Source organism: Bacillus sp. MYb78, from assembly GCF_002975115.1.
Lineage (GTDB): Bacteria > Bacillota > Bacilli > Bacillales > Bacillaceae_G > Bacillus_A > Bacillus_A cereus.
In genome coordinates this window covers 1-16,905 of sequence record NZ_PCOB01000020.1, presented here as the reverse complement: position 1 = coordinate 16,905, position 16,905 = coordinate 1, and the positions used below count along the sequence as shown (strand labels likewise).

Sequence of the window (16,905 nt, the reverse complement as noted above, 5' to 3'; positions counted from 1 at the left end):
AAAATGAAATCGCCATGATAATGTCTTCTCAAAAACTCATATAATCATCTTACGTTATAATAAGATAGAACGTTTTTTATTTCTTAAATAATCTCTTTCTAAATACAAACATACTCAGTGCTGAAAGAACTAACGCTATGCCTGAAAGTAATGTTGATGTATTCTCTTGTCCACCTGTTGCTCCTAATGATTTCTTACTTTCTTCTTGCTTATTAACAGCTGGTTTATTTTCTTTCACAACTTGATTATTCACGTTTTGTTCTTGGACTACTGCTGATTGATTTACCGCGTCTTTTGAACCTTCAATTTCTTTTCCTGTTTCTTTTACCTCCGCTTTCGATCCTTCAACTCCTGTTGTTGGCTCGTCCACTTCCTCTTTCGCTTCTTCAACTTCTTTCGTTGGCTCTTTTACTTCCTCTTTTACTTCTTTTACCGGTTCTTTCACTTCTTCTTTTGTACCTTCAACTTCTTTTACCGGTTCTTTCACTTCTTCTTTTGTACCTTCAACTTCTTTTATCGGTTCTTTCACTTCTTCTTTTGTACCTTCAACTTCTTTTATCGGTTCTTTCACTTCTTCTTTTGTACCTTCAACTTCTTTTATCGGTTCTTTCACTTCTTCTTTTGTACCTTCAACTTCTTTTATCGGTTCTTTCACTTCTTCTTTTGTACCTTCAACTTCTTTTACCGGTTCTTTCACTTCTTCTTTTGTTTCTTCAACTTCTTTTACCGGTTCTTTTACTTCTTCTTTTGTTTCTTCAACTTCTTTTACCGGTTCTTTTACTTCTTCTTTCGTTTCTTCAACTTCTTTTGTTGGCTCTTTTACTTCTTCTTTCGCTTCTTCAACTTCTTTTGTTGGTTCTGTCACTTCTTCTTTTTCAACTATATTTTGGATTACCGTTCCGTTAAACCTTATGCTAATTTCATCAGAATCTAAATCAAATTTATACACCTTTTCACCTGGGGTACTCCATTTTATTACTCCGTTATTAAACGTCCCTCCCTCACTTACCAATTGAATATTTTCAATACTTTCTCCTTCTAAATCATATACAGGAACTTGAATTTCTTCGTTTATTTTTGCATCATTTAAAATGATATTTTGTCTTCCAACATCAATTGTAAACCACTGACCTAATTGTATTAACGGCCTTACATAACGAATCTCATTTCCAGCTAAATTTAAGCTAAATAAGTTTAGCATGGAACCAATAACCGTTAAATCTTTAATATGATTGTCCGCAAGATTTAACCACTGTAAATTTTCCAATGAAGATAGTGGTGTTATATCTTCAATTTGATTATGAGATACATTCACATTATTCAATTGTTTCAAGTTTGAGATAAACTCAATATTTTTCAGGCCTACTCCTTCTAAAGTGAGTTTTTCTAAGTTCGTCATGTATTCTAAACCTGTTATATCTTTTATCTCATTTCCTTTTTCTTTAAGTATCTCTAATTTTTTAATCTGTAATAAATCTTCTTTTGTGATAGGAGCGTTTACATTCTCTCTACCTAAATTCTCTTTATTAATATGTTGTTGTAAAGTTTTATCGAGAATTACATTTTGACTTTCTTTTTGTTTTTCAACTATATTCTGTATAACCGTGCCATTAAATCTTATTTTACTTTCAGTAGAATTAGTATCTAGTTTAAATTCATATATTTTTTCTCCAGGACTATTCCATTTTATAAATCCGTTATTCAGAGTAGCCCCCTCACTTTGTAGATTAATATTTTGAAGTGGCTCTCCTTTAAGGTTGTATACTGGGATTTTTATTTCTTCATCTACACTTGCTTCATTTAAAAAGATTTTTTGTCTTTGAATGTCAATTGAAATTCGCTTACCTAATTCCTCAACAGGCCTTACGTCAGAAATTTCATTTGCTCCAAGATTTATCTCATGTAAATTTGTTAAGGTGCTCAGCGGCGATACATCAGAGATATAATTCTCTTCTAAATTCAGCACTTGTAAATTTCCTAATTGAGATAGTGATGATATATCTTTTATTTCACTATCAGAAATTTCTAGTTCAATAAGATTACTCATTTTACTAATAGATTCAACATTATTAATTTTATTGTTCCCTATCCATAATAGTTCCACATTATTTAATCGATCAATTCCCGTAAGATCACTGATTTGATTATTTGCTAAGTATAATTGTTTCATAGTTGATAATGTAAATAATGGCTGGATATCTTTAATGTTATTACCGATTAAATCTAATGTTTTAATTTTTTTCATTTTACTTAATGGTGTAAGATCAGAAATTTTATTATCTCTTAAAAAAAGCATATTAATATTCTCTAGCTGCTCAATTGGGTGAATACTTTCAATTGAATTAGACGTTAAATCAACGTACTTCAAACCTCTCAATTTCGAGATGGCTGATATGTCTTTTACATTAGACTCTCGTAACGTCAACTTCTCTAAATTTGTCATATACTCTAAACCAGTTATTTCATTTATTCCTTTACCAGAATAAATGGATAACGTTTTAATTTTTAATAAATCTTTCTTTGTGATTGGCGCATCAACATTATCTCTATCTAAGTTGTATTTATTAATATATTTTTGTAATTGCTTATCTAATATTACATTTCCGTTTTCATCTTGTTTCTCCTCTTTATTTTCCTTTTGTTTTTCAGGAACATTGTTCTCTAAATTCAATGTATTTACTTCAAACTGTACTTGGTACTTATTGTCATAGGCCATTGTTGGAATATAAATATGCATTCGCATATTATACCTTTTTCCTAATTCCCCTACTTCAAACTGAATCACTTTCGTTCCATTTTTCTTTTTATCTTCTGATATTACTTTCACATCATGAAACACACCTGGAGTATGAATATCCTCTGTTTTCAAGTATTGAAAGAAATCACTATCACTTAACGTTGCTGTTACAATTTTCTTTCCATTCTCAATTGTTAATTTCGGATCCTTTATATAAACAGCTGCCATAGACTCTTCATTCGTTTTATCTTTATAGGCTTTAATAACAGCATCAAATGTACCATCTTTTAAACCTTGTCCAGTTTTATTCGCCTCAATCGCTACCGCTGCTAAAGCAGGTGTCGAATACACAGCAAACGGAAGTGATAACGCCGCCGCTATAATCATTGCATTTATACGTTTTCTTTTATTTTGTTTCAACTTTACATCTCCTCTGAAATATATAATTCGAAATGTAATCATTTCTCGAATAAATGATAATGATTTTCATTATCATTGTCAACTAGAAAAATAAAAAGTTTACAAAAAAAGAACCTCTTTACAAGAGGTTATGCCATTTTCTCACCTGATTCTTCTCTAAAAAAGCTTTTCATCGCATGAAATACGTCTGCTTTTTGCTTTAAAATATAGTATCTAAAGTTTTCATCTTTAATATTTTTATAGGCTGACATGAGTGTACTGTGGCGATTATACTGGTTCACTTCCCCATACCCAAACATATTACACTTCTTCATTAATTCTTCCACAAGCTTTACACATCTAGCATTATCTGATGTTAAATTATCACCATCTGAAAAATGGAATGGATAAATATTATAGCGATCTGGTGAATATTTATTATCGATTAGCTCGAGTGCTTTTTTGTATACGGAGGAGCAGATTGTTCCACCACTTTCTCCTTTTGAAAAGAACTCTTCTTCTGTAACGACTTTCGCTTCTGTATGATGAGCAATAAATTCAATATCAACTGTTTCATACTTTGTGCGTAAAAATCTTGTCATCCAGAAAAAGAAGCTACGTGCCATATACTTCTCCCACATTCCCATCGATCCACTCGTATCCATCATCGCTAAGACAACAGCCTTTGAATCTGGCTTTAATACTTCATTCCAAGTGCGGAACTTTAAATCTTCTTGATGAATTGGATGGAAAGATGCTTTACCACGCATCGCATTTCGTTTATATGCGGATATCATTGTTCGTTTCTTATCGATATTTCCCCATAATCCTGTTTTTCTAATGTCATTAAATTCAACATGTTCAATCCGGTTTTCATCTATTTCTTTTCTCTTTAAATTAGGCAGCTCTAACTCTCTGAAAAACGCTTGCTCTAATTCTAAAATAGAGACTTCAGCTTCATAGTAATCTTCCCCAGCTGCCTCTCCTGCTCCTTGCCCTTTTCCTGGCCCTTTTTGTTTTTGACCACCTGATCCATCTCTCGCAACGACATCACCAACTTTGCTGTCACCGTTTCCTTGCCCAACATGTTTATTTTTATCATAATTGTATCTAATCTTATATTCATCTAGAGAACGAATTGGTATTTTTACAACATCCTTGCCATTAGACATAACTATACTTTCTTCTGTTACAAGGTCGGGTAAATTATTCTTAATTGCCTCTTGTACTTTTTCTTGATGGCGCTGTTGGTCGTCATATCCTTTGCGATGGAGGGACCAGTTTTCCTGTGAAATCGTATAATTTGGTTGATTTTCTTCGCCCATTCCTTTCCCTCCTTACTGTAATTGTCTTCCTGTATGAACAGCAAGCTACAAATTTTGTTCTGTAATGTGCAAGCTAGAATATTTGAAAGGTAACTGCCCATAGAAAATCATCCCATAAACATTTATAACGTTTTTCATACAATACCCCGAGCATCCTAAACAAAATTTTGCCACTCACATAATAGAAAGAAATATTCAGCCACTGATAAGAAAGAAACACAATGCATTGTTGCACACATTTTTACTTTGCAACATATTGTATTGTGTTGGCTTTTTTCGTATGAATGGTTGGTTACTCTATCATATGCATATTGTAAAAATAATTGACAATAAATTCATGAAATTGCATCTTAATTTATTACATTTGGACAAGGTATGACACTTTACACACATATGACCGGATAATAAAACGCTGTCCCGCAAAATACAAGAGACAGCGTTTTGTTATCAAACTATCGGTTTAACAAGCTACCTACATAGCGTAGTAATTCATTTGCTGAAGAAGAATTATATCCATGCTCATCAATTAAACGCGCAACAACATCATTGATTTTCTTAAGCTGATTTTCGTCCGGTGTTTTCGTTGATGTTGTAATTTTCACTATATCTTTTAAATCAGCAAATAGTTTTTTCTGAATCGCTTCACGAAGACGTTCATGTGAATTATAATCAAAGCGTTTTCCTTTACGGGCATAAGCAGAAATGCGAATTAAAATCTCTTCACGGAATGCTTTCTTAGCATTTTCTGAAATTCCAATTTGCTCTTCAATTGAGCGCATTAATTTTTCATCTGGACTCATTTCTTCCCCTGTTAACGGATCACGTAATTTCGATTTATTGCAGTACGCCTCGACGTTATCTAAGTAATTATCCATAAGCGTCTTAGCTGATTCTTCATATGAATAAACAAACGCTTTTTGTACTTCTTTCTTCGCGATTTCATCGTATTCTTTTCTCGCTAATGAGATGAAATTCATATAACGTTCACGGTCTTCATTACTAATCGATGGATGCTGATCCAGCCCATCTTTTAAAGATCTAAGTACATCTAACGCGTTAATAGATGGTACCTCTTTTCGAATGATTGTAGACGAAATTCGGTTTATGACATAACGAGGATCAATACCCTTCATACCTTCATCTTGATATTCGCGTTGTAATTCTTCTACATCAATCGCATTATAACCTTCTACCGTTTCTCCATCATACAAACGCATCTTTTTAATTAAATCAATATCCGGACGCTTCGGATCTTTTAAACGAGTTAAAATAGTGAACATTGCTGCAACGCGAAGTGTATGTGGTGCAATGTGAACATTCGACACATCACTTTCACGAATCATTTTTTCATAAATATGTTCTTCTTCACTTACTCGTAAATTATAAGGAACTGGCATTACAATAATTCTTGAGTGTAATGCTTCATTTTTCTTATTTGCTATAAATGAGCGATACTCTGTTTCATTCGTATGCGCTACAATTAATTCATCTGCTGAAATAAGCGCAAATCTTCCTGCTTTGAAATTCCCTTCTTGCGTAAGCGATAATAAGTGCCATAAAAACTTCTCATCGCATTTTAACATCTCTTGGAACTCCATCATTCCTCGGTTTGCCTTATTTAATTCTCCATCAAATCGATACGCACGCGGATCTGATTCTGAACCATATTCTGCAATCGTAGAAAAGTCCAGACTACCTGTTAAATCTGCAATATCCTGTGATTTTGGATCAGACGGGCTAAATGTACCAATCCCTGTACGGCGATCTTCAGAGAAGAAAATACGCTCTACAACTACATCCTCAATTCTTGATCCGTATTCTTGCTCTAAACGCATGACATTTAGTGGTGATAAATTCCCTTCAATTCTAACTCCATACTCATCAAAGAAATCATCTCGTAAATGATGTGGAATTAAATGCAGTGGATCCTCATGCATTGGGCATCCTTTAATTGCAAAAATTGCTCCGCGATCTGTTCTTGAATATGTTTCTAATCCTCTTTTCAACATCGTAACTAACGTTGATTTCCCTCCACTAACAGGACCCATTAATAATAAAATTCTTTTTCTAACATCTAATCGTTTTGCAGATGGATGAAAATATTCCTCTACAAGACGTTCTAGAGCATCCTCTAATCCAAAGAGCTGATTACTAAAGAAGTTATACTTTCTTCTACCATCAACTTCTTCAATTCCGGCATCTTTTATCATATTGTAAATGCGAGAGTGTGCTGTTTGAGCCACCCATGGTCTTTCTTTCACAAGCTCCAAATACTCCGCAAACGTACCTTCCCATTGTAAACGTTCTTCTGCTGCTCGATGCTGTTCAATCTTTTTTAGAATATCCATTATAGCTCCTCCCCCATCTCCTTGTTCAATCGGATTATTATAAAAGGTATGCTAGGATGTCCTTAAACATTCTTTAAATCAAAACGAAATATATAATAGCACGCTAAAATTCTCTCCAAAATTCAAAGAAAATTCTGTATAATATAGGTATTAACGTTTTTACACTGCTATTCATTATAAATAAATTCTTTTCTTCTAAGAACCTTACATACATTTTGGGTAATAAATAAAACTCGTGAACCGAAAAAAGTAAGGAGGATATTAGTATGAAATTATTATTAATTTTAGGTGTATCACTCACATTTCTTACAGCTATTTTTACATCCGGTTACAATGACAAACCAGGTACACATAAAAAATGATGTGCTTTTAGCACATCATTTTTTTATGCATTATTTATAATACATATTTTCCATATCATATTTGGATAGTGGTCGGCTATAATAATAACCTTGTACAAGCTTCACATTCTTTTCTTTCAAAAACTGTATTTGCTCCTTTTTTTCTACTCCCTCTGCAATTACATTCAATTCTAAAGTATGAGCTAAATGAATAATTGCAGCTGTAATATTCGTATCACGTTCATCTATATGTATACCTTCCATAAAAGAACGATCAATTTTTAAAGTATCAATTGGATATGTTTTTAAGTAACTTAAAGATGAATAGCCTGTTCCAAAATCATCTAAATGAATCTTTAAATTTTGTTCTTTTAATTGTAGTAACACTCTCTTCGATATATCTTTATGTATAAGAGCTCCTTCTGTAACCTCTATCGCTAATAAATAAGCTGGTACATTGTACTTATTTAAAGCCCGTGTAATCATCTCTATTAATGTAATAGAGCGAAAGTGTCTAGCTGAAATATTAACTGCAATTGGGACCACTTCATATCCTTTATTTAACCATTCGCGCAGTTGCTGACACACTTGATTTACTACCCATTCATCGAGCTTAATAATAAATCCTGTTCTTTCTGCCAACGGAATAAATTGGTTTGGAGAAACAAATCCTAATTCCTTATTCTCCCACCTTATTAAAGCTTCCATACTAGCTATTTTTTTCGTTTCAATATTAATTTGTGGCTGATAATATAAGAAAAACTCGTTTTTTTCTATAGCACGATGTAACTGGTTTTCTATTATAAACCTTTGTTCACGCTCACAGTCTAATCCACTACAATAAAAATGATAATGTCCTTTTCCTTTTTCTTTTGCTTTTTCTAAAGCAGCATCGACCCTCTGAAATAGTATTTTTTCATCTTCTCCATCTGCTGGAGCCATTACAATTCCAATTGACGCACTTAAATATACATCTTCTTCTTCGATTACAAAATATTCACTAATATTTTTCAGTATGCTTTTTGCAACTTCCTCTACACATTCTTTCGTTATATTTTCTATCAACATAACAAATTGATCATCGTGTTCTCTAAATAAGTGCATACCTTCTATTTTTAGATTGCTTAAACATTCTGTAACTTTTTGTAATACTTTATCTCCCTCTTTATGACCAAATGTATCATTAATACGATGAAACTCATCTAAATCTATAAATACAAGCGCAAAATTTATACTCTCATTTAAAAAAGTATTTAACTTATTTGCACATGAAATTCTATTCATTAATCCCGTTAACTGGTCATAGTAAGCTAAATATTCTGTTCGCATTTCGTTTAATACTTGCCTTGTAACATCTCTCGTAACAATATAAACTCCAACAATTTCACCGTTCACAATAATCGGGATAGTTCTCAAAGAAATATATAGCTCGTACCCTTCTTTATGAATATATTTCTTTGAAACAATTTGTTTTGCTTTTCCTTGCATCGATCCCTTAAATATAATTTGAAAATCTTTTTCATATTCTTTATTAATGAATTCAAAAATAAATTTATTATTTAATTCCTCATACCGGTATCCAAATATTTCATACGTTGCCGGGTTTGCATATGTAACTCTCCCTATAGAATCTATAGATATAATTGAGTCATTATTATATTCCAGTAATGACTTAAATAACATTTGTTTTTCCTCTATCTCTGTCTTCTCCTCAATTTGAGCTGTAATATCTCTTGTAATACAAATAACAAATTGACATATTCCTTCTTCATCGCAGACAGGATTAAGTGAAGATTCATAATGTATCTCACCTTTTGGTAATTTGACTACATCACAAAAAGTGTGTGCTTTCGCTTCTCTCACTACTTTTTCATATTGCCTTTGCAATATCCCCGCTATATCTTTTGGTAATACTTCTGCAAAAGTTTTTCCATAGCACTCTTCGCTTAACCTAGCATAATCCATTCCTATTTTATTCACATACATATATTTAAACGTTTCATCATCAATAACTTTTAATATAAATACTAAATCTTGAATAGCATGTAATAACCCTTGTCTAATTAAATCCATATCTATCATACTTAAAAAGGTATTTTGATTACTATATTCTTCCTTCATATTTATCTCAACCCGTCTTATCTATTTTTAATCATATATCCCATTCTATATGATTATGTCCTCTCTTTTAAACGTATGATCACATATTATTTTTATTTTATAAAAAAAAGTCGCCATATGGCGACTTTTAATAAACGATTTCTAAATCTAATCCAGGGTAATTTTGTTGACGGAATGCTTCATAAATTAAAATTGCTGCTGTATTAGATAAATTTAATGAACGTACTTTATCTGTCATTGGAATACGTAAACAATGATCAAAGTTTTCTTCGATTACATTAGCTGGTAAGCCGTTTGTTTCTCTTCCAAATACAAAATAGTAATCCTTCTCGCGCTTGCTATAGTCAAACGCTGTATGAGCTTTCTCGCCATACTTCGTTAAATAGAAGAATTCACCATCTTTATTTTTTTCATAAAATTCTTCAATTGAATCATAATACGTAATTTTCACGTGCTGCCAATAATCTAATCCGGCACGCTTTAACATTTTATCATCCGTTGAAAATCCAAGCGGTCTAATCAAATGTAATTCTGTTCCAGTTGCTGCACAAGTACGAGCAATATTTCCTGTATTTGCTGGAATTTCTGGCTGATATAAAACAACATGTACTCCCACGCGATATTCACCTCTGTTTTTTGTCTACTACGTATTATACCACTTGAGCGAAAAATCTCTACCCATTAATAATATGAAAGAATTTATATTTCATTTGTGGTGTATATTTACTAGAGTCTTCATAGTTCCAATAACGTCGACGGCTATTCGCTGAATGTGCATTTACAAGCGGCATACCATCTGCATCTTTTGCTACTACAATCGTCGTATGATTCCATCTTCCGTCATCCTCGAAATCATAAGCAATTACATCTCCAAGAATAAGTTCTTCTGGCCTCTCTACCGCCTCTGCTCGAAGTCCTGTTGTAGCACCTGACAAATACCAATAAAAAGAATGTGCAACAGCCCAGCTCCAACTCCACTGATTCTCCCTTTGCCACCATCCTTTACGAATATTAGGATATCCGTTCATAGGTACTTCTCCAGTATGAAGACATTGAGAAATGAAATTCGTACAATTATCAGGGAAATTACGATACATAGGATTTCGGTCATCCCACCAACGCTCTGCATATTTCACTGCCTCTAAACGATTATACTGATAAGAACCGTACTTCTCTTTCGTAATTTCCCTTTCTAATGTCTCACCCATTCTAATTTCTTCTGACACTTCAATATCATAATCGCCTATAATCCGACTATTATTTAAACAAACTCTTCGTTTTAATTGTTCCTCTTCAATATAAAATAATTCTTTATGCTTAATTAAATATTTAAAATGTATTTGATAATCAATTTCTTGATGGTCATTACTATTTAATTGTCTAATGAAAGAAACATCCGCAGTTGCTTTCACTATATGTGCACTACGCCTTTGAAACAATTGTTTCTTTCTCTGTGCCATTTGTAGTAAATCCTCAGCAATACCATCCACGTCTGTTCGTTTCTCTGTGATATATGCTAAAAACTGTTGTACTTGCTTTTCAATATTCATTTTTACAGCCATTTCGTTTCCCTCCCATATTACAATATGAAAAAGGGAAATATTATCTACTCTTTTTTCTGTGCTAACAATTCAAGCCCGCGCTTCATTTCATGAAGTACTTCTTCATCTTTCTCACGTTCAATCGCTTTCTCAATCGCTTCGCCTACTCCATCTCCCCCAATTTTCCCAAGTGCCCATGCTGCCGTTCCGCGCAATACCGGTCTTGGGTCATCTTTCATAACACCAATTAAATCAGGAATTGCCGATGCTTCTTTAAAATGTGCTAATGCTAAAATCGCATTTCTTTGCAGTGGCTTTTTCCCTCTCCATGACCCTGACATAATCCCATATTTCTCTTTAAAATCACGATTACTAATTGTTAAAAGTGGCGTTAATAATGGTTTAACTAGCTCAGGATCCGGCTCCATCTCAGGATGATTATGAAAATCCATTCCTTTATTTTTCGGGCAAACAGTCTGACACGTATCACATCCATATATACGATTTCCTATTTTATCGCGATATTCTTCAGGTAGGAATCCTTTCGTCTGTGTTAAAAACGCAATACACTTCTTCGAATCTAACTGTCCCCCCTGTATTAAAGCACCTGTAGGACAAATATCGATACATTTCGTACAGCCCCCGCATTGATCTTCTATCGGCTTATCTGGCGGGAATGGAACATTTGTAATCATTTCCCCTAAGTATACGTACGAACCGAATTCAGGTGTAATAATAGCACAGTTTTTCCCACTCCAGCCAATGCCTGCACGCTCTGATACAGCTCGATCACTTAATTCACCTGTATCAACCATGGACTTCACTTCTATATCTGGAAGTTTTTCAATTAAATATGCTTCTAATTTTTGCAAACGATCTCGTAAAACAAGATGATAATCTTGTCCCCAAGAAGCACGGCAAAAAATTCCACGGCGTTCTCCACGCTTACTTAATGGTGCATTTTTTAATTTTGAAGGATATGCTAAAGCAATCGCAATAATTGATTTAGCACCCGGTAATAAAAGTTGCGGATTCGTTCTCTTCTCTATATCAGGCTCTTCAAATCCAGATTGATAATTTAATTGTTGTTGCTGGATTAAGCGCTGCTTTAATTCCTCAAAAGGAGAAGCACTCGCAAAGCCTATTTTATCTATGCCAATTGTTTTACTATACGTAATTACATCTTGCTTTAATTTTTCAAAATCCACTCTTAATCGCCTCCTCAGATGAATCCATCATCCCTTATGTAACGACTTTATTGGTTAGTAATTCACTTTTGGAATACTATTATTTACTTCTATTTTCGCATGTAATTATATTTTTCAAACATTAAAAAACGCAATGCCTCGTTTATCTCGGAAACGAAACACTGCGTTGATCACAATTTATAGAAAAACATTTAATAAAATTTGGAGCGGGTGAAGAGAATCGAACTCTCGACCAGAGCTTGGAAGGCTCTTGTTTTACCACTAAACTACACCCGCAAATATGAATTACATATAAGATATTAGAATAACTTATGTAAAGTAGTATAGCATGTTAAAAAAATAGAGGCAAGAATTTTATCGAAAAAAGTCGAAAAAGTGATGAGAGACCTCATCACTTTTTCAATTCTTTATCAATGGCCTTCTTCATACTATCGAAATCAGGGTTTGCAAGATTTCCGTTTACATATACTGAAGGAGCACCCTGAACTTTTAATTTTTGAGCACGATCTGAATCTTTACGTACTTTTTCTGTAATTTCTTTACTGTGTAAATCTTTCTTAAATTGCTCTACATCAACTTTTGGAAGTTTCTCTTTCACAATGCTAAGAAGCAAATCTTCTGTAATCCATTCTTCCGTATCTTTCTTTTGATTTTGATAAATCTCATCATAGAAAATCCAGAATGAATCTTTATCTTGTTTATAAATTGCTTCACCAGCTGCTGCACCTAAATCCGAGTCTTTTCCGATAAATGGGAAGTTAATAAAATATAACTGCACTTTGCCTTTATCAATATACTCTTCTTTTAATCGAGGTAATACTGTTACATCCCAAGTACGACAAGCAGGACATTTAAAGTCTCCAAATTCAACTACCTTAACTGGAGCATCATCTTTCCCTAAAGATTGTTGCGTAGAATAAGCAAACATCTCATTCCCTTTATCTTTTTTGTCATTTATGATGCTATACGCAATTGTTCCAATTACAATCAATACTGCGATAGAAAAAACTATACCAAGAGCCATGAGTTTATTTGATTTCATATACATTCCTCTTTAATTTCATATTCTGTATACAGCATTGTACACAATACACATAATATCAACACTTATATACGTCACGCAATGAACACGCTCACATAAATTACAAAAACACAATAATTGTGACGATATTGTGTCACAATTTGTCACAATTTATTCAAAAAAAGAAGCTCCTCTTTAGGAACTTCTCTTAACTTACTGCTTTTTTACGCGCACTATTTAACATCGACTGCTCTATTTTTATATCATGACGAATTACTAATTTCTCACTAACTGCTTGAACATACTCATCATGGCTTATATAGCCTTCTTTCTCCATTAGTCTCAAAACGACATTTCGTCTCTCTACTGCTTTATCATAATTTTGGGCAGGTGAGTAATAAGCAGGTGCTTTTACTACAGCAGCCATCATTGCACTTTCAGCCAACGTTAATTGGTTCACCTTTTTACCGAAGTAAAGGTTTGCTGCTTTTTCAATTCCCCATGCTCCTTCACCATAATAAATGTTACTTACATATAATTTTAAAATTTCATCCTTCGTAAATGTGCGTTCAATTTTTTTCGTATAAAAAATCTCTTTCCACTTACGAGAAAATGTACGCTCATTAGTTAAAAAAGCATTTTTAGATAGCTGCTGTGTAATCGTGCTTCCTCCTTGCACGACACCACCAGCCTTTATATTCTCAACAGAGGCCCTAATAATTGCTATATAATCTAAACCGTTATGATGATAAAATCTTTTATCTTCTGTCGCAATAAATGCATGTGTTAATGATTCTGGCACCTCTAAATTAGCCGGTACATGTAATTTACTAATGTCACTTTTCTCAATCATTACATTTCCAATGAATAATAACGTACAACTTAACAATAATAATAATATAATGGCTTTATAAAAAAGTTTAGTCATTGGATTTAATGCAACTTTTTGATGATAGTTCACCCTAGATAATACTCGTTCTTTCATCTTGAACACCTCTTTTCCACACAGCATATAACTCTTACTTTAAGAATACATTGTTGTAAAAAAATATCCCATCGATTTCTCTTACACGTACCTTACATCATTGTAAGGTATAAAGTGAAACTTTAATCAGCCCTCACCAATCACGTTCCCGGCAAATAGCGGGGTAAAAAAGTATTGTATCACAGACCTTTTTTATCTACTATTCATCTGAAATATTGAATATAGATTATATTCAATCATGAATAACCAATAACAGAGTAAGCCTTAAAGCTATTATATTTTCACTTTACACTTTAATTATATCATCTACAAATATATATACTTTTGACTATCTAGTAATCTTAATGTATATAACATATACATTATACAGAACAAACGTTCTATAAATCAATACTAACACTATTATTATTTTGACCTTTTTCTTAAACAGTATACAAAAAAGAGTAGTGATTTGAATGTATCTCAAATCAGCTACTCTTTTCTTTACAATCTTCCTATTAAATTATATGGCTGTACTTCCCACGTTTCATACGGAATACAATGTGTTACTCTCATTGCATCAAGCGTTCTGGATTTCATATGAGGACGCGTTATATACTCATCTATGTTCTCTTCATTTAAATCAACAAATTTAGCCTCTTGTATTTCTTCAGGTTGAATTTTTATTTCGCCACTCACATATGCTACTTTAAAAACAACAGCTAGAATGTGCACAGAGGCATTATAATAAACCCCAGTAATTCCGATAGGCTTCACCGTTAACCCTGTTTCCTCTTTTATTTCCCTACAGACAGCTTGATCGAGTGCTTCTCCTTCTTCTACCTGTCCTCCTGGCATTTCCCACGTATCAGCTCGCCAGTGTACCTTTGTTAATAACACTTCATTTTTCTCATTTGTTAAATAACCTGCTACGGCAACTATATGCTTTGGTGTCTTATGTTCCATACTAAGCCTCCTAGAAATAATGGTTATTTCATATATCCCTATAAGCATATTCCCTATCTACACCAAAATACCTTTAATAATTCATCACCTTAATTAACTTCATAAAAAAAGCCCCTATTCGTTAAACGAAAAGGGGCTTTCATCGTATTACTCTCCTAAGTCTACGTTGTGGTAAACTTGTTGTACATCTTCTAAATCTTCTAATGCATCAACCATTTTTTCAAATTGTACTTGAGCATCTTCAGGAAGTGTAACATCACTTTGTGCAAGCATTGTTAATTCTGCAACTGTAAATTCTTCAACACCAGCACCTTTAAGTGCAGATTGTACTGAATGGAATTGATCTGGTTCAGCATACACGATAACAGCATCTTCTTCTTCTAGAATGTCACGTGCATCTACATCTGCTTCCATTAAAATTTCAAGAACTTCATCTGATGTTTTACCTTCAAGGCCGATAACAGCTGTCGCATCAAACATGTAAGCTACAGAACCGTTTACACCCATGTTACCACTGTTTTTGCTAAATGCAGCTCGTACATCTGCTGCAGTACGGTTTACGTTATTTGTAAGTGCATCTACAATAACCATAGCTCCATTTGGTCCAAATCCTTCATAACGAAGCTCGTCATAATTTTCCTCTGAACCGCCTTTTGCTTTTTCAACTGCACGATCAATAATTGTTCTTGGTACATTGTATGTTTTCGCACGTTCTAATACGACTCTAAGCGCTTGGTTTGATTCTGGATCTGGCTCGCCTTGTTTTGCCGCCACATAAATTTCACGTCCAAATTTCGCGTATATACGGCTTGTATTTGCATCTTTTGATGCTTTTTTGTCTTTAATATTGTTCCATTTACGGCCCATACTTTCCACTCTCTTTCTCGTTTTAAATCTACATAAAAATATTAATATGAAATATAATGTGTGTTCAACACATTTTTAAAAGAAATATAAAAAGTTCATTTTTGATTCATATTACAGACATAATATAAATCACTATCATTTTGTTCTTTCGACAAGTTATATTATACATGAATTCCTAAGTTTATTACGAATTTTAGCATCACATAATATAATTTAACAAAAAAGACTCTAAGATTTCTATTAGAGTCTTTTTATATTGTTGATACTTATTTCCATAATATCCCTATAATTACTTTCTACTGTTGTATAATAAAAATAGGAAAAAATTTAAAGAAAAGATGAAGGGAGAATTATGACACATTCAAATGAAAAAAAATCACATGCTTTTAAAGGAATAGGAGAAAAGTTAAACCCAACTATCTATCAAGTAAGATTCATGAAATTAGATGAACCAATCCAATTTGAGGCGTTTCCTGAATTGAAGGAATTAGGGGACTGGTTAAGTACTTCAACGCAAATGTGGGCGTGCCACTCAACAATGTATAAGTACAACAGAGAAAAGTTTAAAAAGAAGTTTTTAGAAATTACAAACTTAACCGTTGATAATGTACTAATATCTACTGGTGGTGTCGGATTTAACCTCATGTCACCGGGTGGAGAAATTCTCTCTAAATACCGCAATTAAAAGGATAAAATTGAATGTTTGTTTTTATCCTTTTAATGTTTCGCAGTTTACTCACCGTACACTTTTTGTGCTTATTTTGTCATGTAATGAAAAGAAAACAAAAAAACTCTATACTAATTGTATAGAGTTTTTTTACGACGTTCATGATACCGATGGTCGGGGTCGAACCGACACTCCCGAAGGAACACGATTTTGAGTCGTGCGCGTCTGCCAATTCCGCCACATCGGCACAAAAGAAAAGGCGGCAACCGGATTTGAACCGGTGATAAAGGTTTTGCAGACCTCTGCCTTACCACTTGGCTATGCCGCCATATTAAATTTTATTGGAGCGGAAGACGGGATTCGAACCCGCGACCCCAACCTTGGCAAGGTTGTATTCTAC

11 protein-coding genes, 3 tRNA genes and 1 pseudogene are annotated in these 16,905 nt (G+C 33.4%); 1 reads left to right on the top strand and 14 read right to left on the bottom strand.

What is annotated here, in order from left to right:
- Positions 1-76 precede the first annotated feature (76 nt).
- From CQ064_RS26130 to CQ064_RS26060, 12 genes are all read right to left on the bottom strand, one after another.
- Positions 77-3,157: a leucine-rich repeat domain-containing protein gene (locus tag CQ064_RS26130; RefSeq protein ID WP_105559711.1), complete on the bottom strand. Its 3,081-nt coding sequence runs from the start codon at positions 3,155-3,157 to the stop codon at positions 77-79.
- Positions 3,158-3,285: 128 nt separating this feature from the next.
- Positions 3,286-4,461, bottom strand: a complete 1,176-nt coding sequence (gene yhbH, locus CQ064_RS26125; RefSeq protein WP_000503522.1) for a sporulation protein YhbH — start codon at positions 4,459-4,461, stop codon at positions 3,286-3,288.
- Between the two features lie 452 nt (positions 4,462-4,913).
- On the bottom strand, positions 4,914-6,809 hold the full coding sequence (locus CQ064_RS26110; RefSeq protein WP_000353273.1) for a PrkA family serine protein kinase: 1,896 nt from the start codon (positions 6,807-6,809) through the stop codon (positions 4,914-4,916).
- Positions 6,810-7,201: 392 nt separating this feature from the next.
- Entirely contained in the window at positions 7,202-9,271 is a 2,070-nt protein-coding gene (locus tag CQ064_RS26100; protein ID WP_000657160.1) for a sensor domain-containing protein, read from the bottom strand.
- Positions 9,272-9,398: 127 nt separating this feature from the next.
- A complete protein-coding gene (trmL, locus tag CQ064_RS26095) occupies positions 9,399-9,887 on the bottom strand; it encodes a tRNA (uridine(34)/cytosine(34)/5-carboxymethylaminomethyluridine(34)-2'-O)-methyltransferase TrmL (protein WP_000538147.1) in 489 nt (162 codons plus the stop codon).
- 58 nt (positions 9,888-9,945) lie between these two features.
- Complete coding sequence (locus CQ064_RS26090; protein WP_000279323.1) at positions 9,946-10,833, bottom strand: amidase domain-containing protein; 888 nt, start codon at positions 10,831-10,833, stop codon at positions 9,946-9,948.
- A 44-nt stretch (positions 10,834-10,877) separates the two neighbouring features.
- The gene (queG, locus tag CQ064_RS26085; protein WP_000345152.1) at positions 10,878-12,020 is read right to left on the bottom strand and encodes a tRNA epoxyqueuosine(34) reductase QueG; all 1,143 of its coding nucleotides are present in this window, start codon (positions 12,018-12,020) and stop codon (positions 10,878-10,880) included.
- Between the two features lie 202 nt (positions 12,021-12,222).
- A tRNA-Gly gene (locus CQ064_RS26080) sits at positions 12,223-12,296 on the bottom strand.
- A gap of 115 nt (positions 12,297-12,411) precedes the next feature.
- Entirely contained in the window at positions 12,412-13,062 is a 651-nt protein-coding gene (locus tag CQ064_RS26075; RefSeq protein WP_000841308.1) for a DsbA family protein, read from the bottom strand.
- Between the two features lie 187 nt (positions 13,063-13,249).
- Entirely contained in the window at positions 13,250-14,026 is a 777-nt protein-coding gene (locus CQ064_RS26070; protein WP_000664716.1) for a transglycosylase domain-containing protein, read from the bottom strand.
- Between the two features lie 483 nt (positions 14,027-14,509).
- Positions 14,510-14,971, bottom strand: coding sequence for an NUDIX hydrolase (locus CQ064_RS26065; RefSeq protein ID WP_000400464.1), 462 nt, complete (start codon positions 14,969-14,971; stop codon positions 14,510-14,512).
- Between the two features lie 147 nt (positions 14,972-15,118).
- Positions 15,119-15,838: a YebC/PmpR family DNA-binding transcriptional regulator gene (locus tag CQ064_RS26060; RefSeq protein WP_000532943.1), complete on the bottom strand. Its 720-nt coding sequence runs from the start codon at positions 15,836-15,838 to the stop codon at positions 15,119-15,121.
- A 352-nt stretch (positions 15,839-16,190) separates the two neighbouring features.
- Here CQ064_RS26060 and CQ064_RS26055 point away from each other — a divergent pair.
- Positions 16,191-16,510: pseudogene (locus CQ064_RS26055) on the top strand (DUF3884 family protein).
- Positions 16,511-16,670: 160 nt separating this feature from the next.
- Here the strand turns inward: CQ064_RS26055 and CQ064_RS26050 are convergent.
- Both CQ064_RS26050 and CQ064_RS26045 read right to left on the bottom strand, forming a co-directional pair.
- Positions 16,671-16,752 (bottom strand) — tRNA-Leu (locus CQ064_RS26050).
- A gap of 10 nt (positions 16,753-16,762) precedes the next feature.
- A tRNA-Cys gene (locus tag CQ064_RS26045) sits at positions 16,763-16,833 on the bottom strand.
- Positions 16,834-16,905: the final 72 nt, after the last annotated feature.